Source organism: Glutamicibacter sp. V16R2B1 (assembly GCF_005774635.1).
GTDB classification, from domain to species: domain Bacteria; phylum Actinomycetota; class Actinomycetes; order Actinomycetales; family Micrococcaceae; genus Glutamicibacter; species Glutamicibacter creatinolyticus.
This window is the reverse complement of the sequence record NZ_VATX01000015.1, coordinates 328993-352439: the sequence shown is the minus strand read 5'-3', so window position 1 is coordinate 352439 and position 23447 is coordinate 328993. Positions and strand designations below refer to the sequence as shown.

Genomic DNA, 23447 nt, shown 5'->3' with positions numbered 1-23447 from the left:
CGTCCTGCTGAATGTGATGCTGCGGGGTGCTAGGCACCGGTGTCCTCTTCCTCGTCCAGGTAGGACTCGCCCCAGCTGCCTTCCAGGTAGATGCGCGGCACGCGCGGGGAGATCCGGGTGACGACCTCGTAGTTGATGGTTCCGGCGGCGTTGGCCCATTCGGTGACCGGCGCGGCGGATTCGCCGAACACCCGGGCGGTGGCGCCCAGGAAGTGTTCCGGGTCAATGTCCGGGCCCAGGTCCACGACGCACTGGTCCATGGCAATCCGCCCGCGCACCGGGTAGGTGGTGCCGTGGATGTTCACCGGTGCGCCGGTGGCGATGCGCGGCAGGCCGTCGGCGTACCCGAGCGGGATCAACCCCAAATAGGTTTCCCCGGTGGTGCGGTAGTTCAGTCCGTAGGAGACGCCCTGGTCTTTCTGCACCTTCTTCACGTTGGCGACCCGGGTTTCCAGGGTCATGGCCGGACGCAGTCCGAAGTTGGAGGGTTCCTCGTCCTGGAAGGGGCTGAGCCCATACAGGCCCAAGCCGAGGCGGACCAGATCGTGATGGGAGTCCGGGCGGGAAAGGATGGCCGGGGTGTTGGCGATGTGCCGTACCTCCAGGTCGAATCCGGCCTGCTCCACCTGGGTGATGGCGGCGTCGAAGGCGGCCAGCTGCTCGTCGGTTTCGTGGCGCTGCGGTTCATCGGCAACCGCCAGGTGGGAGAAGATCCCCACCACGCGCAGCAGTCCCTCGTTCTGGTAGGTCATGGCCTGTTCCAGCAGGGTGGGAAGGGTGTCAAGCATGGCGCCGTTGCGTCCCAGCCCGGTATCCAGCTTCAGGTGGATACGCGCGGGGGTTTCCATCTTGCGGGCCGTGGCGGCGATGTGCTCCAGTTCCCAGCCGGAGACGCCCAGGTCAATGTTGGCGGCGACCGCCTGGTCGAAGGGGGTGTCCGCGGTATGCAGCCAGGCCAGCAGGGGGGCGTCGATGCCCTTGGCCCGCAACGCCAGTGCCTCGGTGACGTGGGCGCAGCCGATCCAGCTGACCCCGGCTTCCAGTGCCGCCCGGGCCACCCGGTAGGCGCCGTGGCCGTAGCCGTCGGCCTTCACCACGGCCATGACCTTGGCCGGGGCCACCAGGTCGGTCACCTGGCGCACGTTGTTTCGGATTGCTGACAGGTCCACCAGGGCTCGGCGTTCCCACGGGGCACTCATGGGATCGCCGCCGGGTGCTGCTTGCTGCTCTACCACTTCAAAGTTCACATCTGCTATCTTCGCACTTTTCGCTTCTCTGCGCGCGCGACACCGGTTCGCTAGGACGTCACGCGCGCTAAGGCGGGGTGCATCTTGGCTGTGAACCGTGATGCACCCCGCAAGGTTGGCTGATGTGGGTGAGGGACTGGCCTTTAGCGCAGGGTGCGCAGTTCGTCGCGGATCTGTTCCAGCAGCGCCAGCTGCGGATCCGGCTCCTCTTCCTCTTCCTCCAGGCCGCGGTGACGCTTCAGGGCCTCGGTGGCCTTAGTCATCGGCAGCACGATCACGAAGTAGACGGCGGCGGCAATGAGCAGGAAGTTGACCAGGGCGGTGAGGAAGACACCCACCTGGATCAGGTTGCCGTTGATGTTGAACACCAGGAAGTCGTCAAAGCTCGGCGCACCGACCAGTGCGGAGATCAACGGCATCAACACACTATCCACCAATGCGTTGACCACGGCGCCGAAAGCGGCACCAATCACGACGGCAACGGCGAGGTCGACAACGTTGCCCTGCATTATGAAATCGCGGAAACCCTTTAGCATGGGTCGATCATACACATGGATAAACTCTGAAAGAGCTTCATCTAGGAATATTTTCTAAAGAATTTGTAGCCCATTGCCGATATTTTGAGCGTACTCTCAGATTTTACGCAGCAGCATCCGAGTGACCGAATGATCCCCGCTTTTACGCAGCACCAACTGCGCGCGCCCGCGCGTTGGCAGCACGTTCTCCTTCAGGTTCGGCTCGTTGATGCTCTTCCAGATGCGCCGGGCGGTGGCGCGGGCCTCGAAGTCACTGAGCTTGGAGTAGCGGTGGAAGTAACTGGCCGGGTCCAGGAACGCACCGGAGCGCAGCTTCATGAAGCGGCTGATGTACCACTCCTCAATATCGCTGGTGCGCGCATCAACAAAGACGGAGAAGTCAAAGAAGTCGCTGAGCGCGAGCCCCACGGTGCCATCCGAACGGGTGCGGGCCGGCTGCAGCACGTTCAGCCCCTCGACAATCAGCACCTGCGGCGAGCGCACCACGTTGCGCTCATCGGGCAGGATGTCGTAGGTCAGGTGCGAGTAGACCGGGGCGCTGACTTCCGGGGCGCCGGACTTCACCGCCGAGACAAAGCGCAGCAGCGCACGGCGGTCATAGGATTCGGGGAAGCCCTTGCGTTCCATCAGGCTCCGGCGTTCCAACTCGGCGTTCGGGTAGAGGAACCCGTCGGTGGTGATCAGCTGCACGTCCGGGGTTTGCGGCCAACGCCGCAGCATCTCCTGCAGCACGCGCGCGGTGGTGGACTTGCCCACCGCCACCGAACCGGCCACCCCGATCACGAAGGGAGTTTGGCGGGTCTTCTCCCCCAAAAAGGTCATGGTCGCCTGGTGGGTGGCCCCGGCACCGGTGACATAGAGGTACAGCAGCCGGCTCAAGGGCAGATACACGTCGCGGACCTCACGCAGGTCCAGGCCGTCGCCCAGACCACGCAGCCGTTCAATGTCCTCCACATTCAGCGGCTGCTCCATTTTGTTGGACAACCGAGCCCAGGTTTGCCGGTCAAGTTCGACAAACGGGGAGATCGAGGTGTCCTGAAGCTGCGTTGGTTCCACGAGAGGAAATTGTGCCAACTTTTGACCTCACACCCAAACAGGAGACTGGCCCGTGACTCATAACACAGGTTTTTCTGGCGGGACGGTATCACATTTTCTATCTGCCGGGCACCGTCAAAAGGTAGGCTTTCTGGCATGTGCGGAATTGTTGGATATGCAGGTACACCGACCGGAAACAACGGTCATGATGCGTTAGAGGTCCTCATCGAGGGCCTGCGCCGGTTGGAATACCGGGGCTACGACTCGGCAGGGGTTGCGGTCGTCGCCGACGGCGCCATCCATGCCCGGAAGAAGGCCGGCAAGCTGGCCAACTTGGAAAACGAAATCAGCGAGAACCCGCTGCCGGTCTCCCAGACCGGTATCGGCCACACCCGCTGGGCCACCCACGGCGGGCCCACCGACGTCAATGCGCATCCGCATCTGGCGGACAACGGCAACCTGGCCGTCATCCACAACGGCATCATCGAGAACTTCGCCGAAATCAAGGCCCAGCTGCTGGCCGAGGGCGTGCAGTTCCTGTCCGAGACCGACACCGAGGTTGCCGCGGCACTGCTGGGCAAGACCTACCGCGAGCTGGGCACCGGGGACCTGACCGAGGCGCTGCGCCAGACCGTGAACCACCTGGAGGGTGCCTTCACCCTGCTGGCCACCCACAAGGACCACCCGGGCGTCGTGGTGGCCGCCCGCCGCAACTCCCCACTGGTACTGGGCCTGGGCGAGGGCGAAAACTTCCTGGGCTCGGATGTCTCGGGCTTCATTGACTTCACCCGCCGGGCGGTGGAACTGGGGCAGGACCAGATCGTGACCATCACCCCGGACACCCACCAGATCATCGGCTTTGACGGTGAGAGCGCCCAGGGCAAGGAATTCACCGTGGACTGGGATGCGGCCAGCGCCGAAAAGGGCGGCTTCCCTTCCTTCATGGAGAAGGAAATCTACGACCAGCCCGCCGCTGTGGCCGACACCCTGCTGGGCCGTTCGGACGCCGAGGGCCGGATGACCCTTGATGAGCTGCGCATTGACGCCGAGGAACTGGCCAACGTCACCAAGATCGTGGTGCTGGCCTGCGGCACCAGCGCCTACGCGGGGTCGGTGGCCAAGTACGCCATCGAGTCCTGGTGCCGGATCCCGGTGGAGGTCGAGCTCTCCCACGAGTTCCGCTACCGTGAGCCGATCGTGGATGCGAACACCCTGATCGTCTCCATCTCCCAGTCCGGGGAAACCATGGACACCCTGATGGCCGTGCGCTATGCCAAGGAGCAGGGCGCGAAGACCCTGTCCATCTGCAACACCAACGGGTCCACCATCCCGCGTGAATCCGATGCGGTACTCTATACCCACGCCGGTCCGGAGATCGCGGTGGCCTCCACCAAGGCGTTCCTGGCCCAGATCACCGCCACCTACATCCTGGGCCTCTACCTGGCCCAGCTGCGCGGGAACCTGTTCAGCGGTCAGATCAAGGACATCATGGCCGACCTGGGCAAGATCCCGGCCAAGATCCAGGACATCCTGGACCGCTCGGATGCCATCCGCGAACTGGCCCGCTCCATGGCCGACGCCACCTCGGTGCTGTTCCTGGGTCGCCACGTCGGCTACCCGGTGGCCATGGAGGGCGCGCTGAAGCTGAAGGAAATCGCCTACATCCACGCCGAGGGCTTCGCCGCCGGTGAGCTGAAGCACGGCCCGATCGCGTTGATCGATGACGGCCAGCCGGTGTTCGTGGTGGTCCCCTCCCCGCGTGGGCGGGACTCGCTGCACTCCAAGGTTGTCTCGAACATCCAGGAAGTGCGCGCCCGCGGCGCCAAGACCCTGGTGTTGGCCGAGGAAGGCGACGAGGCGGTCAAGGCCTACGGTGAGTTCGTCTTCTACCTGCCCGAGACCCCGACCCTGCTGATGCCGCTGCTGGCCACGGTGCCGCTGCAGCTGTTCGCCTGCGAGTTGGCTACCGCCAAGGGGTATGACGTGGACCAGCCGCGCAACCTGGCCAAGTCGGTCACCGTCGAGTAAACGGCCCCCTCTGGCAACGGCCGGGCACCACCTGCAGGTGGTGCCCGGCCGTTGTCTCGTTCACCCTGGGCACTACCGGCCCGACCGTTCTGATCCCCTAGGCTAGGAAGCATGATCGCAGGAATTGGCGTGGACATTGTCGATGTGCCACGTTTTGGACGCCAGCTGGAACGCACCCCCGCATTGGAAGGGCGCCTGTTTACCCCGGAAGAGCGCGGCCTGCCGTTGCGCTCGCTGGCGGCCCGTTTCGCCGCCAAGGAGGCCATTGCCAAGGCGCTGGGCGCCCCGGCGGGTATGAACTGGCAGGACTGCTCCATTATCAAGGACGCGGCCGGGGACCCGCAGGTGCACGTGACGGGTAGTGTGGCCACCGCCGCGGCGCTGCGCGGCATCCACTCCTGGCATCTGTCCCTGAGCCATGACGGGGACATGGCGGTGGCGATGGTGGTCGCCGAGCGCGCCTAGTGCCGCTACTATCCCGCCACCCCGGCTGGGAGTTTACGACACGGGACGCCTTAAACCTCACCATGCCAAGCTACGGTGAGTATTCTGAATCTATGATCCCCGTCTTCAGTGTTGCGCAGGTCCGAACGGTTGAGAAGGCCGAAATTTCCCGGCGAGGCTCCGAGGAACTGATGAAGCAGGCGGCCGCCGCGGTCAGCGACGCGGCCGTGCAGCTGCTGCACGGCGAGCCGGGGAAGAACATCGTCGGGTTGATCGGCCCGGGCAACAACGGCGGAGACGGGCTCTACGCGCTGGCGAACCTGGCCCGCCAGGGACACAACGCCACCGCGGTGCTGCTCAGCGAGAAGTCCCACGCCCCGGCGCTGGAGGAACTGCGCACCGCCGGGGGCACCATCACCACCGCCGCGGACGCGCCGCAGGCGGCCTCCGGTGCCGATCTGGTGATCGATGCCATTTACGGTCTGGGCTACCGCCCTGGTGCCAAGCTGCCCACCGTCCCGCGCGGCGTGCCCGTGTTGGCGGTGGACGTGCCCTCCGGGCTGGATGCTGCCACCGGTGCCGCGGATGACGCGGCGCTCCCCGCCGTCCGCACCGTGACGTTCGGAGCCCTGAAGGAGGGCCTGCTGACCGGTGACGGGCCGCTGCTGACCGGGGAACTGTCCCTGGTGACCCTCGACTTTGATTTTTCCGCCCAGTCCCCCATGGCCTGGCTGGTGGACCCCGAGGCTGCCGGGCAGCTGCTGGACGAACACCGCAGCTGGCGGGACGCCGCCCGCCACAAGTACCAGCGCGGCGTGCTGGGCCTGATCGCCGGTTCCGACCGCTACCCGGGCGCCGCCCAGCTGACCGCCCGTGCCGCCCTGAATGCCGGGGTGGGGCTGCTGCGCAGCCACATGCCCGACAAGGTGCAGGCCTACATGGCGGCCAGCGCCCCCGAGGCGGTACCGCTGGGCGATCAGGAGGTCGCCGAGGCGCTCTCCCAGTCCCGGCGCCACCTGCATGGGCGCGGGGCGAAGATTTCGGCGTGGGCGATTGGACCGGGTCTGGACCCCTCGGGCCAGCCGTCCGAGGTGATTGGCAAGGTCTTCAGCAGCCGCCAGCCGGCGGTCATCGATGCCAGCGGGCTGGAGATTGTCCCGGCCGGACCCAGTGAGCAGCCACGGGTGCTCACCCCGCACGCCAAGGAGCTGCGGATGCTGCTGCGCCGCGCCGGGATCACCGTTACCGCCCAGGACATTGCCGAGGAGCCGCAGAAGTGGACCCGGTGGGCGGCGCTGTCCTACAACGCGGTGGTGCTGCTGAAGGGGCCAACGAACTACATTGTGGAGCCCGGGGGCAAGACCCTGGTGGTCTGCCACACCAGCCCGAAGCTGGCGACTGCCGGCAGCGGGGATGTGCTCACCGGCATCCTGGGCACCCTGCTCAGCGACTCCTCGCTCACCGGCGTGCAGGGCACCGCGCTGGTCAGCAACCAGCGGCTGCTGGAGCTGACCGCCTGCGCCGCGGTGATCCACGGCGAGGTGGGACGCGTCGCCGCCGAGGACTCCACGGTGTGCGCCACCCGGCTGATCGAGGTGCTGCCCCGGGTGATGGCCCGCTTCGGCTTCTAGCCGCCGCCAGGCGACCAAGGGCCCGGCCGCAGACCCGCAGGAGCAGCGATCCTGTGGGTCTGGGGCCGGGCCCTTGGGGTTTTTGCGGATGTCCGGCGGCTCTTTTTCTGCTGCCGGGCGTCGCCGTACCTAGTTGTCGGTGCCCGGAACGGGCACCACGGTCAGTGACTGGGTCTGCAGTTCGGGGCTGGCCACCTCGAAGCGCTCCCCCGGACCGGTGATGGTCCACCCGGCCTCCCGCCACAGGGCCCGGTCCAGCACGTTGCGCCCGTCAATCAACTGACGCTGGCGCACCACGGCGCCGAGCTGTTCGGGCTGCAGTTCACGGAATTCGGCCCATTCGGTCAGCAGCAGCACCGCGTCGGCGTCCGCCGCGGCCTCCTTCCAGGAATCCACGTAGTGCAGGCGCGGGAAGCGGCGCCGGGCGTTGTCGTTGCCTTCCGGGTCATACACGGACACGTCCGCCCCGGAGTTGTAGAGCCGCACCGCGATGTCCAGGGCCGGCGAGTCACGCACGTCGTCGCTGTCGGGCTTGAACGTCACCCCCAGCACGCACACGTGCTTGCCGGCCAGGTTGTAATCCAGCATGGCCTCGGCCAGCGCGACCACCCGGTCGCGGCGGCGCAGGTTGATCTGGTCCACCTCGGCCAGGAACCCCATGGTCTGGCTCAGCCCGAGCTCGGAGACCCGGGCCTGCAGGGCACGGATGTCCTTGGGCAAGCAACCGCCGCCAAAGCCCACCCCGGCGTTCAAAAAGCGCCGTCCGATCCGGGCGTCATGCCCGATGGCGTCGGCCAGGGTGCGGATGTCCCCGCCCACGGTTTCGGTGACCTCGGCGAAGGCGTTGATGAAGGAGATCTTGGTGGCCAGGAACGCGTTGGCAGCGACCTTGACCAGTTCGCTGGTTTCCAGGTCGGTGACCACCTCGGGGGTGTCCTGGGCCAGGATGTCGGCGTAGACCTCCCGCAGCCGGGCCAGGTCCTGTTCGTTCTGCACCCCGTAGACCAGCCGGTCCGGGCGCAGGGTGTCCTTGACGGCGAACCCCTCGCGCAGGAACTCGGGGTTCCAGGCCAGGGAGATGTCGCTGCCGGGCCTGGCGGCGGCCTTGATGCGTTCGCTCAGCCGGCGGGCGGTGCCCACCGGCACGGTGGACTTGCCCACGATCAGGGCGCGGCCGGTGACGTGTTCGAGCAGGCTGTCCACCGCGCCGTCCACGTAGCTCATGTCCGCGGACTGCGAGTCGGTGCGCTGTGGGGTGCCCACGGTGATGAAGTGGATGTCCGCCGCCGCGGCGACTTCGGCGTAGGAGTCGGTGAAGCGCAGCCGTCCGCCGGCCACGTGCTTCTGCAGCAGCTCAGGCAGCCCGGGTTCGTGGAAGGGCAGGATGCCACGCGAGAGCGCGTCCAGCTTCTCCCGGTCCACGTCCAGGCCAATGACTTCAAAGCCCAGTTCGGCCATGCAGGCGGCATGGGTGGCACCCAGGTATCCGGTGCCGATGACACTCACGCGTAGACTCATGTTCTACCCCCATCAGTTGCTGCCCGCCGTTTGGGCGGGCCGGTGTTGGCCGCGTCGCTGTGAGTTTATGGCCCGCAGCATTCGGGCAGGGCGGGATGTTGCCCAACCAGCGGCAAACACTGGATAAATTCTCGTCCCGGACCCGGCACGGGCCGGATCCGGGACGCAGGTGTTACAACGGTGTGTTGGCGTTCCTAGAGCGCCAGGTGCTGCAGGACCGCGGCGGCCAGCAGTTCGGCTTCGCTGCGGGCCTGTTCCTGGCTACCGGCCTCGACCATTACCCGTACCACCGGTTCGGTGCCCGAGGGGCGCAGCAGTACCCGGCCGGTGCTGCCCAGGCGTTCCTCGGAGACGGCGACCGCGGCCATGACCTCGGCGCTGTCGTGCACGGCGGCCTTGTCCACCCCGCGCACATTGATCAGCACCTGCGGCAGCACCGTGAGCACCTGGGCCAGTTCCTTCAGGGACTTGCCGGAGGCCTTGACCCGGGCGGCCAGCTGCAGCCCGGTGAGCACCCCGTCACCGGTGGTGGCGTATTCGCTAAAGATCACGTGCCCGGACTGTTCCCCGCCCAGCGAGTAGCCTCCGGCGTTCATCTCCTCCAGCACGTAGCGGTCCCCCACCCCGGTTTCCCGGATGGTGATCCCGTTGGCTTCCATGGCCAGTTTCAGACCCAGGTTGCTCATGACGGTGGCGACCAGCACGTCATCCTTCAGCTTGCCCTGTTCCTTCAGGGCCAGGGCCATGATGGCCATGATCTGGTCCCCGTCGATGACGGTGCCTTCGTGGTCCACCGCCAGGCAGCGGTCCGCGTCCCCGTCGTGGGCGATGCCCAGGTCCGCGCCGTGCTCCACGACGGCGGCCTGCAGCTTCTCCAGGTGGGTGGAACCGTAGCCGTCATTGATGTTCACGCCATCGGGTTCGGCCCCAATGACCACGACCTCGGCACCGGCTGCGTTGAACACCTCCGGGGAGCAGCCCGAAGCGGCGCCGTGGGCGCAGTCCAGCACCACTTTCAGCCCATCCAGGCGATTGGGCAGGGTCTGCAGCAGGTGGATCACGTAGCGGTCCTCAGCGTCGGCGAAACGCGAGACCCGTCCCACCGCTCCCCCGGTGGGGCGCGGCGGCTCCATCTGCAGGCACGCCTCGATGGCGTCCTCCAGCGAGTCGTCCAGCTTCTTCCCGCCGCGGGCCAGGAACTTGATGCCGTTATCGGGCGCCGGGTTGTGGGAGGCGGAGATCATCACGCCAAAGTCGGCCCCGAGGTCGCCTACCAGGAATGCGGCGGCGGGGGTCGGCAGGGTGCCGGCGTCCTTCACGTCCACACCGGAGGCCGAAAGGCCCGCTTCAATCGCAGCGGAGAGGAAGTCGCCGCTGATGCGCGGGTCCTTGGCCACTACGGCTACCGGGCGCCGGCCGTCTTCAGACTGGCTCAACCCCAGAACCACCGAGGCGGCTTGCGACAGACGCATCGCCAGCTCCGGTGTCAACAGTTCATTCGCTTTTCCACGGACCCCATCGGTCCCAAATAACCTTGCCATCGTCCACCATCATATGCCTTGAACGGGGCGAAAAAGCGCTGATTTGGGTGCCGGAACCCCATTCGTGAGTGAAATTTGATGCTCGTCGCACCGCCCGGGCAGCGGTTTTTCACATTAGTGCTTTAAAAGGGACAAACCCCACACCCGGAAGATCCCGGGAATGGGGTTTGTCCTGCGCAGGTACTGCTTAGCGCTTGGAGAACTGCGAGGCCTTGCGGGCCTTCTTCAGACCGGCCTTCTTGCGCTCGATGACGCGGGCGTCGCGAGTCAGGTAACCGGCCTTCTTCAGGGTCGGACGGTTGGCGTCGCGGTCGATCTCGTTCAGCGCGCGGGCGATGCCCAGGCGCAGTGCACCGGCCTGGCCGGAGGGGCCACCGCCGTGGATGCGGGCGAACACGTCGTAGGAACCTTCAAGGCCCAGGACCTTGAACGGCTCGTTGACGTCCTGCTGGTGCAGCTTGTTCGGGAAGTAGGTTGCCAGGTCGCGACCGTTCAGGGTCCAGGTGCCGTTGCCCGGCACCAGGCGCACGCGGGCGATGGCCTGCTTGCGGCGTCCCACGGCTCCACCGGACACGGTCAGCGGCGCGCGCTCGACGTCGCCGCCGGCAGCTGCGGCCGGGGCCGACTCGGTGGTGTAGGTCGACGGGGTGTCGCCTTCGAATTCGTTGATCTCTTCAGCGTTCTGAGCCACGATTATCTCCTAATAAGTTTTTCTTCTCGGGGCCAGGACTACTGGGCGACCTGGGTGATTTCGAACGGCTTCGGAGCCTGGGCCGCGTGCGGGTGCTCAGCGCCACGGTAGACCTTCAGCTTGCTCAGCTGGGCTGCGGCGATCTTGTTCTTCGGCAGCATGCCCTTGATGGCCTTCTCGACAGCCTGAACCGGGTTCTTCTCCAGCAGTTCGGCGTAGTTCGAGCTCTTCAGACCGCCCGGGAAACCGGAGTGGCGGTAAGCGCGCTTCTGCACCAGCTTGTTGCCGGTCAGGGCAACCTTCTCAGCGTTGATGATGATGACGTGGTCGCCCATGTCCATATGCGAGGCGAAAGTAGCCTTGTGCTTGCCGCGCAGCAGGGTCGCTGCTTCGACAGCCAGGCGGCCGAGCACAACATCGGTGGCGTCAATGACGTGCCACTGACGGGTCTGGTCAGCCGGCTTAGGGGTGTACGTACGCACAGTAATTGCCTTACGTTGATTCGTTTCTGGTCAAACAGCTGCAGGTGTCATGGCGTGAGATCCATCAGGGACAAGCACTGTCGTGTTTACTTTGTGTCAGGACCAGTACGTCAGGTGAGGACTGATTTAACCGGCCGTCCAGGTGGTGTTCGCATGCCCAGCAGACCAGCGGCTATGCAACTAAGCCGTCACGCTGTGGCATGTAGTGTCGAACGTGGACATACACAACTTTCACAAGTTTAGCCGATTAATGGGCCAGCACACAATTCGGCTAGTGGGCCCGGTGGGGCCCAAATGCCCGCAATGACGGGTATTTTCCGTCACAGTCCCCAAGCCCACCTGTCAATCAGCTACCGCCCGGATTCCGCCGAAGTGCTCTTCGCCGGGTGCTCTTCGTGGCCCTGAGCGGTGGCGGTGCCTTCCTCCACGAGCGCCCCGGTGGCCTCATCGGCGCGGCGCCGGGCCCTGGTCTGCTCGGCCCGGGCCAGCAGCTGCCCGGCCTGCGGGTAGCGCACCTCCTCCAGGACCAGGGCGCGAGGGTGGGCCAGTTTCGTCTTCGAATCGCGCACCATGGCCTGCAGCCGGTCGGCGAGGAAGCCCTGGGTTTCCCGCCCGTCCCCCACCATCAGCGCGGCCCCGATCAGGGCGCGCACCATGTTGTGGCAGAAGGCGTCCGCGACCAGGTGGGCGGTGATGATCCCGTCTCCGCCCCTGGTAAAGGAGAACTCCTGCAGGGTGCGGATGGTGGTGGCATCGGGGCGGGGCTTGCAGTAGGAGAGGAAGTCGTGGCGGCCCAGCACACTGCGCGCCTCGGCGTCCATCAGCTGCACATCCAGTTCCTCTCGGTGCCACATGGTGATCTGCCGGGTCAGTGGGTCCCAGCGGTGCAGCCCGTCCGCAATGCGGTAGGAGTAGCGGCGCTGCAGGGCCGAGAAGCGGGCGTCAAAGCCCGGCTCGGCCACGGCCGCGTCATGGATGAGCACGGCCCCCTCCTGGCTGGCCAGGATCCCGTTCAGCCGGCGCACCAGCGCCTTGGCGGGGCTCAGCGGTGAGCGCCGCGGCAGCGCCTCGTATTCGGTGGGGGTCAAATCAAAGTGGACCATCTGGTTCCGGGCGTGCACCCCGGCGTCGGTGCGCCCGGCCACAACCACCCGGACCTGGCGGCGCACCAGGGTGGCCAGCCCTTCCTCGATCAGCTGCTGGACCCCGAGCACGTTTGGCTGCCGGGCCCACCCGTGGAACTGGGAGCCGTCATAGCCCAGGCGCATCCGCATCCGCACCGTGGCCGGTTCGCTGGAACCGGACGCCACGGTGGCGCCCAGCGGGTGGGTTTCGGGTGCTGGGGTGCTCATGGGTTCCATTATCCAATCTGTGTCCGGCGTCCTGCCAAATCCGGTGGTGGTCCCGCCCGCCGTTGCAGGCAAGCACAGGAACCTTGGGATGGGCAGCGGGCTTTGGCGGGCGTTTAAGCACCGAACCCCGGAAGCATGCGCTTCCGGGGTTCGGTGACCGAGGTGGCCCGTGCGTGCGGGCCGTGGGCCTTAGGCCTCTTCGGTGGCCTCAGGGGCGGCGTTCTCGGCAGCCTTTTCGGCTTCCTTCACGACGGCCTGCTTCGGCGAAACCGGCTCCATGACCAGTTCGATGACAGCCATCGGGGCGTTGTCGCCCTTGCGGTTGCCGATCTTGGTGATGCGGGTGTAGCCGCCTTCGCGGTTGGCCATCACCGGGGCGATGTTCTCGAACAGCTCGTGAACGATCGACTTGTTGGTGCGGCTGCGCGATGCGATCACGGACTGCACGCGACGACGCGAGGCCAGGTCTCCGCGCTTGGCGAAGGTGATCAGGCGCTCGGCGTGCGGGGCCAGGCGCTTGGCGCGGTTCAGGGTGGTGGTGATCTGCTTGTTCTCGAACAGCTGGGCAGACAGGTTGGCGAGGATCAGTCGCTCGTGAGCTGCGCTGCCGCCGAGACGCGGACCCTTGGTGGGGGTTGGCATTGGTGTTCTCCTAGATGAATAATCCTGCGCTCCCGGCCCTTAGGCCGGGAACCCGGATGAAGTTATTTGTCGCCAGACGCGGTGCCTAGAGGCTGCCGTCGCCGTAGACATCCTCGCCGTCTTCCATGGCGGCACGGCTGCCCATGTCGAACCCTGGAGGGGAATCCTTCAGGGACAGGCCGAGGTCTACAAGCTTTGCCTTGACTTCGTCAATGGACTTGGCACCGAAGTTGCGGATGTCCATCAGGTCGGCCTCCGAACGCGTGACCAGTTCACCCACGGAGTGGATGCCCTCGCGCTTCAGGCAGTTGTAGGAACGCACGGTCAGTTCCAGGTCCTCGATCGGCAGCGCCATGTCGGCAGCCAGGGCTGCGTCCGTTGGCGACGGGCCGATCTCGATTCCCTCGGCTGCGGTGTTCAGCTCGCGGAACAGGCCGAACAGCTCCACCAGGGTGGTGCCGGCCGATGCCACGGCGTCGCGCGGGGAAATCGACTCCTTGGTCTCCACATCAACGATCAGGCGATCGAAGTCGGTGCGCTGCTCAACACGGGTGGCCTCCACGCGGAAGGTCACCTTCAGCACCGGCGAGTAGATCGAGTCGACCGGGATCCGGCCAATCTCGCTGTCGGCGCTCTTGTTCTGGGCGGCGGACACGTAGCCACGGCCACGCTCAATGGTCAGTTCCATATCGAACTTGCCGTTGGCGTTCAGGGTGGCGATGTGCAGATCTGGATTGTGGAACTCAACACCGGCAGGCGGGGTGATGTCCGCTGCGGTGACGACGCCGGGGCCCTGCTTGCGCAGGTAAGCGACGACCGGTTCATCGTGCTCGGAGGACACGGACAGGTTCTTGATGTTCAGAACCAGTTCGGTGACGTCTTCCTTCACACCGGCTACGGTGGAGAACTCGTGCAGTACGCCGTCGATGCGAACGCTGGTGACGGAGGCACCAGGGATCGAGGACAGCAGGGTACGGCGAAGCGAGTTACCTAGGGTGTAGCCAAAGCCCGGCTCCAGCGGTTCGATGACGAACCGGGAGCGATTCTCGGAAACAACTTCTTCGGTCAGGGTTGGGCGCTGCGTAATGAGCACTTACATTTCCTTTCGGCGAGCGTCCGCTATATGACGCAACACGGGGGTGGAAACGACGGTAGCCTCTGCGGCGTACGTCTGTTGCAGGTGTGAGGCCTGGAAGCCGGCCCTCGCCGGGGCGGGGGCGGCTTCCAGGTCTCTTCCTGACGGCTGAGTTAGACGCGGCGACGCTTTGGCGGGCGGCAACCGTTGTGTGCGCTCGGGGAAACGTCCTGGATGGACCCAACCTCAAGGCCGGCGGCCTGCAGCGAGCGGATCGCGGTTTCGCGTCCCGAGCCCGGGCCCTTGACGAAAACGTCAACCTTGCGCATGCCGTGCTCCTGGGCACGCTTGGCAGCCTGCTCGGCGGCCATCTGTGCGGCGTACGGGGTCGACTTGCGCGAACCCTTCATGCCAACCTCACCGGCCGAGGCCCACGAGATCACAGCACCGGTCGGGTCGGTAATCGACACGATGGTGTTGTTGAAGGTGCTCTTGATGTGCGCCTGGCCCAGCGCGATATTCTTTTTGTCCTTGCGACGCGGCTTACGCACCGCTCCACGAGTCTTTGGGGGCATTTCTTCTCCTACGAAAAAGTTTTTGGATCTAGACCGCTAGGAATTAGCGGGTCTTCTTCTTACCGGCGACGGTACGCTTCGGGCCCTTGCGGGTACGGGCGTTGGTCTTGGTGCGCTGACCGTGAACCGGCAGACCCTTGCGGTGGCGAATACCTTCGTAGGATCCGATTTCGACCTTGCGGCGGATGTCGGCCTGAACCTCGCGGCGCAGGTCACCTTCCACCTGGTAGGTGCCTTCGATGAAGTCACGCAGCTGAACCAGCTCAGCGTCGGTGAGATCCTTCACGCGAGTATCCGGGTTGATTCCGGTTGCTGCGATGGTCTCTTCTGCACGGGTCCTGCCCACGCCGTAGATGTAAGTCAACGCGATGATCACGCGCTTTTCGCGTGGGATGTCCACGCCTGCTAAACGAGCCATAAGTGGCTACCTTTCAACGTTCGGAGGTCTTCAGCAGCACCTTCCCACCGAAGTGGTCCCCAGCCTCCGAAACCGGGGGTGTGCATCGCGCGTATTCGATGCGGTGCTGCCATTTCTTGACTACGCGTGGGACAAATCCGTAAGGGATTTAGCCCTGACGCTGCTTGTGGCGTGGGTTCGAGCAGATCACCATAACGCGACCATTGCGGCGAATCACCTTGCAATTGTCGCAGATCGGCTTCACGCTGGGGTTAACCTTCAAGGGTTTACTCCTCTTGCGGTTGCAGTTATTTTTGGAGCGGTAAACAAGCCTGCCTCAAGACAATGCTCAAGCGGCCGTCCGGGTGATCATTCACTGGACGTCCGCAAGATCGCTGTCTCAAAAACTACTGATTTACTTGTAGCGGTAAACGATACGACCTCGGTTGAGATCGTATGGGCTCATTTCTACCTGCACCCGGTCCTCTGGGAGGATTCGAATGTAGTGCTGGCGCATTTTACCCGAGATAGTTGCAAGCACGACGTGCTTGTTGGGCAGTTCGACGCGGAACATTGCGTTCGGCAATGCTTCGGTCACTGTGCCCTCTACCTGGATGACACCTTCCTTCTTGGCCATTTTCCCCGCTAACTTTGGTAGTTGCCGCCGGCGGCGGCAACAAGTAATTGGTTCCGGAAGCCCGTTTCAGTGGTTCCGCGCAGCCCTTGCGAGCTTTTGGGCGCACTTAAATAGACAACCAACAGTCAAGAATACGCCATGGGCGGGCGTGGCGACAAATCGATTCGGCCGCTTAAAGTGTTAGATCCGGCACCTCGGTGCCGGATCCATGCCGCGGTTACGGCTTGATGGGTGAGGGGCTCACGCCGAAGGGCTCCAGCCCCGCCGCTCCCCCGTCGTGCGCGGTGAGCACCCAGATCCCGCCCAGGTGCACGGCCACGGTGTGCTCCCACTGGGAGGCGTTCTGCTTGTCGTTGGTAACCACGGTCCAGTCATCATCCAGTACAGAGGTGGCCAGCTTGCCGCGCACCAGCATCGGTTCGATGGCCAGAGCCATACCGGGCTTGACCCGCGGGCCACGGTGGCCGCTGTTGTAGTTCAGTACATCCGGGGCCATGTGCATGGCCGAGCCGATGCCGTGCCCGCAGTACTCCTCCAGGATCCCCAGGCGCGGGCCGGGCTGGGCGTGCACGTACTTTTCGATGGCCTCGCCGATCTGCCCGACAAAGCGGGCCTCGGCCAGGGCGGCGATGCCGGCCCACATGGCCTGCTGGGTGATCTCGCTCAGTCGGCGGTCGGCCTCGTCCACGTCGCCCAGCAACACGGTGCGCGCCGAGTCGGCGTGCCACCCGTCCACGATGGCCCCGCCGTCAATCTTCAGCACATCCCCGTCCTTGAGCACGTATTCGCTGGGGAATCCGTGGACCACCTCATGGTTGACCGAGGCGCAGATGGTGGCCGGGAACCCGTGGTAGCCCAGGAAGTTGCTGGTGGCGCCGTGGCGTTCGAGCACCCCGGCGAAGACCGCGTCGACCTCCTTGGTGGTGACCCCCGGCTGGGCGGCGGCGACGGCCTCATCCAGGGCCTCGGCCAGCACCAGGCCGGCTTCGCGCATCTTCAGAATCTGCGCATTGGACTTGTATTCGATTTTCGGCTGTCCGAAAGCCACGGGTTCTCCCTTTGCTGTGTCCCAGTCCCGGTGGGCCGGGTGGGACGGTGTTCCTGAAAATAGCCAAGGACCGTACCGCGCCCGCCGTTGGGCAGCTCGATACGATCCTTGGCCGGTAGCGCCTTGCGTACTAGGCGTTCACGTTCAAGGCGGACAGGACGCGGTCGGTGACCTCGTCGATGGCCCCGATCCCGTCGACCTTGCGCACGATGCCGCGCTCCTCGTAGCGGTCGACCACGACCTGGGTCTCCTCGTGGTAGAGGGCCAGGCGGTGGCGGATGACCTCTTCGGTGTCATCGGCGCGGCCTTCGATCTCGGCGCGCTTGAGCAGGCGGGCAACCAGCTCGTTGTCATCGGCGGTCAGCTGCAGCACGCCGTCCAGCTTCTGCCCCTGAGCGGCCAGGATCTCATCCAGCGCGTCCACCTGGGCGCTGGTGCGCGGGTAGCCGTCCAGCAGGAAGCCGTCCTTCACGTCCTGCTGGGCCAGGCGGTCACGCACCATGTTGTTGGTGACCGAGTCCGGCACGAAGTTGCCGGCGTCAATGTACTTCTTGGCCTCCACGCCCAGCGGGGTTCCGCCCTTGACGTTGGCGCGGAAGATGTCACCGGTGGAGATCGCCACGATCTGCAGGCGCTCGGAGATCTTTTCGGCCTGAGTGCCCTTGCCGGCCCCGGGAGGTCCGATAATCAACAGTCGAGTCATCGCAAAAGTCCTTCGTAGTGTCGTTGCTGCATCTGAGCATTAATCTGCTTGACGGTCTCCAGGCCCACACCAACCATGATGAGGATCGAGGTCCCGCCAAATGGGAAGTTTTGGTCGGCGTTGAACAAAACGAATGCGATCAGTGGGATCAACGCGACGACTGCCAGGTAGAGCGATCCGGGGAAGGTCACTCGGGAGATCACGTAGTTCAGGTAGTCCGCGGTCGGCTTGCCGGCACGGATGCCGGGGATGAACCCGCCGTACTTCTTCATGTTGTCCGCCACTTCAACCGGGTTGAAGGTGATGGCCACGTAGAAGTAGGTGAAGCCGATGATCAGCAGCGTGTACACGGCCATGTACCACGGCGAGGAGGTGGCCGAGTGGGTCTGCAGCCACAGGGCCCAGTCCGGCAGGGTGCCGTCGTCACGGACGTTGAACTGCACGATCATCTGCGGCAGCGCCAGGATGGAGCTGGCGAAGATCACCGGGATCACGCCGGCCATGTTCACCTTGATCGGGATGTAGGTGGAGGTTCCTCCCACGGTGCGCCGGCCGATGGTGCGCTTGGCGTACTGCACCGGCACGCGGCGCTGGGACTGTTCCACGAACACCACCAGGGCGATGACCAGCAGGCCGATCAGCAGCACTCCGGTGAACACGCCCCAACCCTGGGAGCGGCCGATGGCGCCCATGGCGGAGGGGAAGCCGGAGGCAATGGAGATGAAGATCAGGATCGACATGCCGTTGCCGATGCCGCGTTCGGTGATCAACTCACCCATCCACATGATCAGACCGGTGCCTGCGGTGAGCGTGATGATCATCAGCAGGATCACGATCAGGCTCTCGTCGGGCACCAGCGGCAGCTGGCAGCCCGGGAACAGGGTACCGGTGCGTGCCAGGGTGACCAGGGTGGTCGCCTGCAGCAGGCCCAGGGCGATGGTCAGGTAGCGGGTGTACTGGGTCATCTTGGCCTGGCCGGCCTGACCCTCCTTGTGCAGCTGTTCGAAGTGCGGGATCACCACACGCAGCAGCTGAACGATAATGGCCGCGGTGATGTACGGCATGATACCCATGGCGAAGACGGAGACCTGCAGCAGTGCTCCACCGCTGAACAGGTTCACAAACTGGTAGATGCCACCGGTGGTTTCACCCTGTGCCAGACACTGCTGAACGTTGCTGTAGTTGACTCCCGGAGCCGGGACGAACACACCCACACGGTAGATCGCAATAATACCGAGCGTGAACAGCAACTTGTTGCGCAGATCAGGCGTCCGAAAAACTCGGGCTATGGCGCTGAACAAGCGTCCTCCTGACGTATTTGCCTGAGCCTGGTCTGCAGACTCTTGCGTTGACTTTATGAATTCTAGCGGTTCCTGGCACCGGCGCGCCAAATAGGCGGCACAGCATGGACGTAATTTCCCCCGAACTCCCACCATAGTCCACGGTGGTGATCGGGCCCGGTGCACAGGTCAGGTGCTGTAAATGTGGCAAGGCCCCGGTGAATCCGTGCAGTACGGATTCACCGGGGCCTTACCGTGGTTCAAACCCTGTTTAGAGGGTGGTCACCGAGCCGCCGGCAGCGGCGATCTTCTGTTCGGCGGAAGCCGAGAAGGCGTTGGCCTTCACGTCAACCTTGACCGAGATCTCGCCGGTGCCCAGCACCTTGACCGGCTCGTTCTTGCGAACGGCGCCCTTGGCAACCAATGCCTCGACGGTGACTTCGCCACCCTCGGGGAACAGTTCGTTGATCTTGTCCAGGTTCACAACCTGGTACTCGACGCGGAACGGGTTCTTGAAGCCACGCAGCTTCGGCAGACGCATGTGCAGCGGCAGCTGACCGCCGGCGAAGCCTGCCTTGACCTGGTAGCGGGCCTTGGTGCCCTTGGTACCGCGGCCTGCGGTCTTACCCTTGGATGCCTCACCACGACCCACACGGGTCTTGGCGGTCTTGGCACCTTCGGCCGGACGCAGGTGGTGGACCTTTAGTGCGTTTTCCTTTTCAGCCATGTTTACTTAGCCTCCTCAACCTTCACCAGGTGTGGGACCTTGTTGAGCATGCCGACGGTCACCGGGTCTGCGGTGCGGACAACGGTGTGCCCAACACGCTTCAAACCGAGCGAACGAACGGAGTCGCGGTGGCCCTGCTTAGCACCAATGACGGACTTGGTCTGGGTGATTTCCAGCTTGGCGTCGCTTGGGACAATGTTTGCCATTGCCTATGCACCTGCCTTCTGGGTCTGGATGTGGTGGATCATTGCGGCCGGGGCAACCTCGTCCAGAGGCAGCCCACGACGGGCAGCCACAGCCTGCGGCTCTTCCAGAGCCTTCAGGGCTGCAACGGTGCCGTGCACAATGTTGATCTGGTTCTGCGAACCCATCGACTTGGACAGCACGTCGTGGATGCCGGCGCATTCCAGCACCGCACGCACCGGACCACCGGCGATAACGCCGGTACCCGGGGAGGCCGGACGCAGCAGCACAACGCCTGCAGCATCTTCGCCCTTGACCAGGTGCGGGATAGTGGTGCCAACGCGCGGAACGCGGAAGAAGTTCTTCTTCGCTTCCTCGACGCCCTTGGCAATGGCCGCGGGAACTTCCTTGGCCTTGCCGTAGCCGACACCTACGGTGCCGTTGCCGTCACCGACAACGACCAGTGCGGTGAAGCTGAAGCGGCGACCACCCTTGACAACCTTCGAAACGCGGTTGATGGTGACCACACGCTCAAGGAACTTGTCCTTGTCTTCGTTGCGGTTTTCACGGTTATCGCGACCACGACCACGGCCACCCTCATTACGACGGCCACGGCCCTCGTTGCGACGAGAGTTGTTGTTGTCGTTAGCCGCTGCAGTTTCCACTGCCTCGGTAGCTTCAGACACCTGAGTTTCCTTCTCGTTAGTTGATTCGCTCACAGTGCCAGCCCACCTTCACGAGCGCCGTCTGCCACGGCGGCAACGCGACCGTGGTACTTGTTTCCACCGCGGTCGAAGACAACTGCCTCGATGCCAGCAGCCTTGGCGCGCTCGGCTACGAGCTCGCCAACGCGCTTGGACTTAGCGGTCTTGTCAGCTTCCAGGGCGCGCAGGTCGGCTTCCATGGTCGAAGCGCTGGCCAGGGTGATGCCCTTCGAGTCGTCCACGATCTGTACGAAGATGTGGCGAGCCGAACGGTTGACAACCAGGCGCGGGCGGACCGAGGTGCCAACGAGGCGCTTGCGCACACGCAGGTGACGGCGGCCGCGGGCTGCGGACTTGCTCTTGCCCTTGATTCCGATAGCCATAATTACTTACCAGCCTTTCCGACCTTGCGGCGGATCTGTTCGCCGGCGTAGCGAATGCCCTTGCCCTTGTAAGGCTCGGTCTTACGCAGCTTGCGGATGTTGGCAGCAACCTCGCCGACCTGCTGCTTATCGATGCCAGCAACGGTGATCTTGTTGTTGCCCTCGACGGTCAGGGTGATGCCCGCCGGTGCCTCAACGCTGACCGGGTGCGAGTAGCCCAGAGCAAGCTCCAGGTTGGCGCCCTTGGCCTGGACACGGTAACCGGTGCCGTGGATTTCGAGCTTCTTCTCGTAACCCTGGGTGACGCCGATGATCATGTTTTCGATCAGGCTGCGGGTCAGGCCGTGCAGCGAACGCGATTCGCGCTCGTCGTTCGGGCGGCTGACGGTGAGGGTGGTTTCCTCCAGGGCGACGGTGATCGGCGCTGCAACAGTCAGCGACAGTTCACCCTTCGGGCCCTTGGCGGTGACGTCCTGTCCGTCGATCTTCAGGTCGACGCCGGCAGGAACGGTAATCGGAAGACGTCCAATACGTGACATTGTGTATTCCCTTCCTTCCCGTTACCAGACGTAGGCGAGGACTTCCCCACCCACGCCCTTCTTTGCAGCCTGGCGGTCAGTAAGCAGACCGGAGGAGGTGGACAGGATAGCGATGCCCAAGCCACCGAGCACGTGCGGCAGGTTGGTGGACTTTGCGTAAACGCGCAGACCTGGCTTGGAGATGCGACGGACGCCGGCGATCGAACGCTCGCGCAGCGGACCGTACTTCAAAGTGATGGTCAGCTTCTTGCCGACTTCTGCGTCCTCTTCCTCGAAGGAGGCGATGTAGCCCTGTTCCTTGAGGATGTTGGCAATGCGAACCTTCAGCTTGCTCGACGGCATCGAAACGCTGTCGTGGTATGCCGAGTTGGCATTGCGCAGACGAGTCAGCATATCTGCGACTGGATCTGTCATAGACATGTGGGCTTCAGCCCTTCCTCGTTACGGTTTCCTTTGTATCGGACCTGTAACGTAGTGAGTTTAGTTTTCGGTCTTGAACGGGAAGCCCAGTGCCTTGAGCAAGGCGCGGCCTTCGTCGTCATTCTTGGCGGTGGTCACCACGGTGATGTCCATACCACGAACGCGGTCGATCTTGTCCTGATCAACTTCGTGGAACATCGACTGCTCGGTCAGGCCGAAGGTGTAGTTTCCGTTGCCGTCGAACTGGCGGTCGCTCAGTCCGCGGAAGTCGCGGATACGCGGCAGCGCCAGGGTGATCAGGCGGTCAACGAATTCCCACATGCGGTCGTTGCGCAGGGTGGCGTGGGTACCGATCGGCATGCCTTCGCGCAGCTTGAACTGAGCGATGGACTTGCGAGCACGGGTGATCACTGGCTTCTGACCGGTGATGGCCGTCAGGTCGCGTACGGCGCCTTCGATGATCTTCGAGTCCTTGGCGGCTTCGCCCACACCCATGTTCACGACGACCTTGGTCAGGGTCGGAACCTGCATGGGGTTGGAGTAGTTGAACTGCTCCTGCAGCGCCGGACGGATGTCGGCGGTGTACTTTGCCTTCAGACGTGGCTGGATCTTGGTGGCTGCTTCAGTCATTACAGATCCTTTCCGGAAGCCTTGGCGTAACGGATGCGCACAGTCTTGCTCACACCGTTCTTTTCTACGGTTTCCTCGCGGAAACCAACGCGGGTCGGCTTCTTGGTTTCAGGATCCACCACGGCAACGTTCGAAACGTGCATGGGGGCCTCGACAACCTCGATACCGCCGGTGGTCGAACCGGATTCGGTCTGACCGGCCTTGGTGTGCTTGGTGACGCGGTTAACGCCTTCCACCAGGACGCGCTGGGCGGCCGGGAAGACCTTCAGGACCTTGCCCTGCTTGCCGCGGTCGCCGCCGCTGATGACCTGAACCAGGTCACCCTTCTTGATCTTTGCACCCATGGTTACAGCACCTCCGGAGCCAGGGAAACGATCTTCATGAACTTCTTGTCGCGAAGCTCACGACCCACTGGGCCGAAAATACGGGTACCGCGAGGCTCACCCTCGTTCTTCAAGATCACCGCAGCGTTCTCGTCGAACTTGATGTAGGAACCGTCAACGCGACGGATTTCCTTCTTGGTGCGAACGATGACGGCCTTGACGACGTCACCCTTCTTCACGTTGCCGCCAGGAATTGCGTCCTTGACGGTAGCGACGATGGTGTCGCCGATGCTTGCGTAGCGACGCTTCGAGCCGCCGAGAACACGAATGGCAAGGATTTCCTTGGCACCGGTGTTATCGGCAACCTTGAGTCGCGACTCCTGCTGAATCACTTATTACTCCTGTCGTCTCGCTGGTTCTCGTGAACGAGCCTTGCGGAACGGATAATGGTCTCCCCGATACGATCGCTTACCCCCACCGGCGAGGGCGCACCGAATGCTGATCCCAAATGGCGGCAGGGCCGAGGCGTAAAATACCGGGGTCGTGCTGCGGGCGGAAACATGTTCCCACACCGCTGCAGCGTGCCGAAGGTGGATAGTCCTCGGACACAATGCGCACAAGTATCTATCCTATCCCAGATTCGCGCTGTTCCGAAATGGTGTGGTAGGGGCGGGCA

The 23447-nt window shown here is 64.1% G+C and carries 28 protein-coding genes and 1 pseudogene; 3 read left to right on the top strand and 26 right to left on the bottom strand.

Going from position 1 to position 23447, the window contains the following annotated elements; translation table 11 throughout:
* Positions 1–29: 29 nt before the first annotated feature.
* From alr to coaA, 3 genes are all read right to left on the bottom strand, one after another.
* Positions 30–1199, bottom strand: a complete 1170-nt coding sequence (alr, locus tag FDN03_RS11740; protein ID WP_138177268.1) for an alanine racemase — start codon at positions 1197–1199, stop codon at positions 30–32.
* Between the two features lie 191 nt (positions 1200–1390).
* The gene (gene mscL, locus FDN03_RS11735) at positions 1391–1783 is read right to left on the bottom strand and encodes a large conductance mechanosensitive channel protein MscL (protein WP_138177264.1); all 393 of its coding nucleotides are present in this window, start codon (positions 1781–1783) and stop codon (positions 1391–1393) included.
* Positions 1784–1879: 96 nt separating this feature from the next.
* Positions 1880–2839, bottom strand: a complete 960-nt coding sequence (coaA, locus tag FDN03_RS11730) for a type I pantothenate kinase (RefSeq protein WP_138177261.1) — start codon at positions 2837–2839, stop codon at positions 1880–1882.
* Positions 2840–2974: 135 nt separating this feature from the next.
* On the opposite strand from coaA, the gene glmS reads away from it, so the two are divergent.
* From glmS to FDN03_RS11715, 3 genes are all read left to right on the top strand, one after another.
* On the top strand, positions 2975–4846 hold the full coding sequence (gene glmS, locus FDN03_RS11725) for a glutamine--fructose-6-phosphate transaminase (isomerizing) (RefSeq protein ID WP_138177258.1): 1872 nt from the start codon (positions 2975–2977) through the stop codon (positions 4844–4846).
* A 111-nt stretch (positions 4847–4957) separates the two neighbouring features.
* Positions 4958–5311, top strand: coding sequence for a holo-ACP synthase (locus FDN03_RS11720; protein ID WP_138177255.1), 354 nt, complete (start codon positions 4958–4960; stop codon positions 5309–5311).
* 92 nt (positions 5312–5403) lie between these two features.
* Complete coding sequence (locus FDN03_RS11715) at positions 5404–6921, top strand: NAD(P)H-hydrate dehydratase (protein ID WP_171021230.1); 1518 nt, start codon at positions 5404–5406, stop codon at positions 6919–6921.
* A gap of 129 nt (positions 6922–7050) precedes the next feature.
* Here FDN03_RS11715 and FDN03_RS11710 read toward each other — a convergent pair whose 3' ends face one another.
* From FDN03_RS11710 to rplN, 23 genes and pseudogenes are all read right to left on the bottom strand, one after another.
* Positions 7051–8439, bottom strand: a complete 1389-nt coding sequence (locus FDN03_RS11710) for a UDP-glucose/GDP-mannose dehydrogenase family protein (RefSeq protein ID WP_138177249.1) — start codon at positions 8437–8439, stop codon at positions 7051–7053.
* 194 nt (positions 8440–8633) lie between these two features.
* Positions 8634–9980, bottom strand: a complete 1347-nt coding sequence (gene glmM, locus FDN03_RS11705; RefSeq protein ID WP_138177246.1) for a phosphoglucosamine mutase — start codon at positions 9978–9980, stop codon at positions 8634–8636.
* A 187-nt stretch (positions 9981–10167) separates the two neighbouring features.
* On the bottom strand, positions 10168–10671 hold the full coding sequence (gene rpsI / locus FDN03_RS11700) for a 30S ribosomal protein S9 (RefSeq protein ID WP_138177243.1): 504 nt from the start codon (positions 10669–10671) through the stop codon (positions 10168–10170).
* Positions 10672–10709: 38 nt separating this feature from the next.
* A complete protein-coding gene (gene rplM, locus FDN03_RS11695) occupies positions 10710–11153 on the bottom strand; it encodes a 50S ribosomal protein L13 (RefSeq protein ID WP_138177241.1) in 444 nt (147 codons plus the stop codon).
* Between the two features lie 350 nt (positions 11154–11503).
* Positions 11504–12427 carry a tRNA pseudouridine synthase A gene (locus tag FDN03_RS11690; protein ID WP_246049881.1) on the bottom strand — a complete coding sequence of 308 codons (924 nt, stop codon included), beginning with the start codon at positions 12425–12427 and terminating at the stop codon, positions 11504–11506.
* Between the two features lie 288 nt (positions 12428–12715).
* A pseudogene (gene rplQ / locus FDN03_RS11685) lies at positions 12716–13147 on the bottom strand (50S ribosomal protein L17); the annotation flags it as partial.
* Positions 13148–13232: 85 nt separating this feature from the next.
* Entirely contained in the window at positions 13233–14240 is a 1008-nt protein-coding gene (locus tag FDN03_RS11680; protein WP_054821340.1) for a DNA-directed RNA polymerase subunit alpha, read from the bottom strand.
* 155 nt (positions 14241–14395) lie between these two features.
* Positions 14396–14797: a 30S ribosomal protein S11 gene (gene rpsK / locus FDN03_RS11675; RefSeq protein ID WP_138177232.1), complete on the bottom strand. Its 402-nt coding sequence runs from the start codon at positions 14795–14797 to the stop codon at positions 14396–14398.
* A gap of 43 nt (positions 14798–14840) precedes the next feature.
* Positions 14841–15215: a 30S ribosomal protein S13 gene (rpsM, locus tag FDN03_RS11670; RefSeq protein ID WP_054821342.1), complete on the bottom strand. Its 375-nt coding sequence runs from the start codon at positions 15213–15215 to the stop codon at positions 14841–14843.
* 148 nt (positions 15216–15363) lie between these two features.
* Positions 15364–15477, bottom strand: a complete 114-nt coding sequence (rpmJ, locus tag FDN03_RS11665) for a 50S ribosomal protein L36 (RefSeq protein WP_138177229.1) — start codon at positions 15475–15477, stop codon at positions 15364–15366.
* Positions 15478–15609: 132 nt separating this feature from the next.
* A complete protein-coding gene (infA, locus tag FDN03_RS11660; RefSeq protein WP_054821343.1) occupies positions 15610–15831 on the bottom strand; it encodes a translation initiation factor IF-1 in 222 nt (73 codons plus the stop codon).
* Between the two features lie 217 nt (positions 15832–16048).
* Entirely contained in the window at positions 16049–16879 is an 831-nt protein-coding gene (map, locus tag FDN03_RS11655) for a type I methionyl aminopeptidase (protein WP_138177226.1), read from the bottom strand.
* 130 nt (positions 16880–17009) lie between these two features.
* Complete coding sequence (locus FDN03_RS11650) at positions 17010–17582, bottom strand: adenylate kinase (protein WP_054820648.1); 573 nt, start codon at positions 17580–17582, stop codon at positions 17010–17012.
* Entirely contained in the window at positions 17579–18883 is a 1305-nt protein-coding gene (gene secY, locus FDN03_RS11645) for a preprotein translocase subunit SecY (RefSeq protein WP_138177223.1), read from the bottom strand. Before secY ends, FDN03_RS11650 begins: the two co-directional genes overlap by 4 nt.
* Before the next feature lie 250 nt (positions 18884–19133).
* A complete protein-coding gene (gene rplO, locus FDN03_RS11640) occupies positions 19134–19589 on the bottom strand; it encodes a 50S ribosomal protein L15 (RefSeq protein ID WP_138177219.1) in 456 nt (151 codons plus the stop codon).
* A gap of 2 nt (positions 19590–19591) precedes the next feature.
* Positions 19592–19795 (bottom strand): 50S ribosomal protein L30, encoded by a 204-nt coding sequence (gene rpmD / locus FDN03_RS11635; protein ID WP_054820646.1) that lies wholly within the window; start codon positions 19793–19795, stop codon positions 19592–19594.
* 3 nt (positions 19796–19798) lie between these two features.
* Positions 19799–20491, bottom strand: a complete 693-nt coding sequence (gene rpsE, locus FDN03_RS11630; RefSeq protein WP_138177216.1) for a 30S ribosomal protein S5 — start codon at positions 20489–20491, stop codon at positions 19799–19801.
* Positions 20488–20859: a 50S ribosomal protein L18 gene (gene rplR / locus FDN03_RS11625; RefSeq protein ID WP_054820645.1), complete on the bottom strand. Its 372-nt coding sequence runs from the start codon at positions 20857–20859 to the stop codon at positions 20488–20490. Before rplR ends, rpsE begins: the two co-directional genes overlap by 4 nt.
* A 2-nt stretch (positions 20860–20861) precedes the next feature.
* Complete coding sequence (gene rplF, locus FDN03_RS11620) at positions 20862–21398, bottom strand: 50S ribosomal protein L6 (RefSeq protein WP_138177213.1); 537 nt, start codon at positions 21396–21398, stop codon at positions 20862–20864.
* 21 nt (positions 21399–21419) lie between these two features.
* Complete coding sequence (rpsH, locus tag FDN03_RS11615) at positions 21420–21818, bottom strand: 30S ribosomal protein S8 (RefSeq protein WP_054820643.1); 399 nt, start codon at positions 21816–21818, stop codon at positions 21420–21422.
* Positions 21819–21878: 60 nt separating this feature from the next.
* Positions 21879–22448: a 50S ribosomal protein L5 gene (rplE, locus tag FDN03_RS11610; RefSeq protein ID WP_054820642.1), complete on the bottom strand. Its 570-nt coding sequence runs from the start codon at positions 22446–22448 to the stop codon at positions 21879–21881.
* Positions 22448–22792 carry a 50S ribosomal protein L24 gene (gene rplX, locus FDN03_RS11605; RefSeq protein WP_138177210.1) on the bottom strand — a complete coding sequence of 115 codons (345 nt, stop codon included), beginning with the start codon at positions 22790–22792 and terminating at the stop codon, positions 22448–22450. Before rplX ends, rplE begins: the two co-directional genes overlap by 1 nt.
* Before the next feature lie 2 nt (positions 22793–22794).
* Positions 22795–23163 carry a 50S ribosomal protein L14 gene (gene rplN / locus FDN03_RS11600; protein WP_054820641.1) on the bottom strand — a complete coding sequence of 123 codons (369 nt, stop codon included), beginning with the start codon at positions 23161–23163 and terminating at the stop codon, positions 22795–22797.
* Positions 23164–23447: the final 284 nt, after the last annotated feature.

What these genes read in the sequence shown, in the direction of transcription:
- FDN03_RS11710 (WP_138177249.1), bottom strand. Translation starts at nt 8,439, where the DNA reads ATGAGTCTACGCGTGAGTGTCATCGGCACCGGATACCTGGGTGCCACC.
- alr (WP_138177268.1), bottom strand. Translation starts at nt 1,199, where the DNA reads ATGAGTGCCCCGTGGGAACGCCGAGCCCTGGTGGACCTGTCAGCAATC.
- rplF (WP_138177213.1), bottom strand. Translation starts at nt 21,398, where the DNA reads ATGTCACGTATTGGACGTCTTCCGATTACCGTTCCTGCCGGCGTCGAC.
- FDN03_RS11690 (WP_246049881.1), bottom strand. Translation starts at nt 12,427, where the DNA reads ATGCGGATGCGCCTGGGCTATGACGGCTCCCAGTTCCACGGGTGGGCC.
- rplR (WP_054820645.1), bottom strand. Translation starts at nt 20,859, where the DNA reads ATGGCTATCGGAATCAAGGGCAAGAGCAAGTCCGCAGCCCGCGGCCGC.
- glmS (WP_138177258.1), top strand. Translation starts at nt 2,975, where the DNA reads ATGTGCGGAATTGTTGGATATGCAGGTACACCGACCGGAAACAACGGT.
- rplX (WP_138177210.1), bottom strand. Translation starts at nt 22,792, where the DNA reads ATGGGTGCAAAGATCAAGAAGGGTGACCTGGTTCAGGTCATCAGCGGC.
- rplE (WP_054820642.1), bottom strand. Translation starts at nt 22,448, where the DNA reads ATGACTGAAGCAGCCACCAAGATCCAGCCACGTCTGAAGGCAAAGTAC.
- rpmD (WP_054820646.1), bottom strand. Translation starts at nt 19,795, where the DNA reads ATGGCAAACATTGTCCCAAGCGACGCCAAGCTGGAAATCACCCAGACC.
- mscL (WP_138177264.1), bottom strand. Translation starts at nt 1,783, where the DNA reads ATGCTAAAGGGTTTCCGCGATTTCATAATGCAGGGCAACGTTGTCGAC.
- FDN03_RS11715 (WP_171021230.1), top strand. Translation starts at nt 5,404, where the DNA reads ATGATCCCCGTCTTCAGTGTTGCGCAGGTCCGAACGGTTGAGAAGGCC.
- rpsM (WP_054821342.1), bottom strand. Translation starts at nt 15,215, where the DNA reads ATGGCTCGTTTAGCAGGCGTGGACATCCCACGCGAAAAGCGCGTGATC.
- rpsK (WP_138177232.1), bottom strand. Translation starts at nt 14,797, where the DNA reads ATGCCCCCAAAGACTCGTGGAGCGGTGCGTAAGCCGCGTCGCAAGGAC.
- infA (WP_054821343.1), bottom strand. Translation starts at nt 15,831, where the DNA reads ATGGCCAAGAAGGAAGGTGTCATCCAGGTAGAGGGCACAGTGACCGAA.
- glmM (WP_138177246.1), bottom strand. Translation starts at nt 9,980, where the DNA reads ATGGCAAGGTTATTTGGGACCGATGGGGTCCGTGGAAAAGCGAATGAA.
- FDN03_RS11720 (WP_138177255.1), top strand. Translation starts at nt 4,958, where the DNA reads ATGATCGCAGGAATTGGCGTGGACATTGTCGATGTGCCACGTTTTGGA.
- FDN03_RS11650 (WP_054820648.1), bottom strand. Translation starts at nt 17,582, where the DNA reads ATGACTCGACTGTTGATTATCGGACCTCCCGGGGCCGGCAAGGGCACT.
- rplO (WP_138177219.1), bottom strand. Translation starts at nt 19,589, where the DNA reads ATGGCTGAAAAGGAAAACGCACTAAAGGTCCACCACCTGCGTCCGGCC.
- rpsH (WP_054820643.1), bottom strand. Translation starts at nt 21,818, where the DNA reads ATGTCTATGACAGATCCAGTCGCAGATATGCTGACTCGTCTGCGCAAT.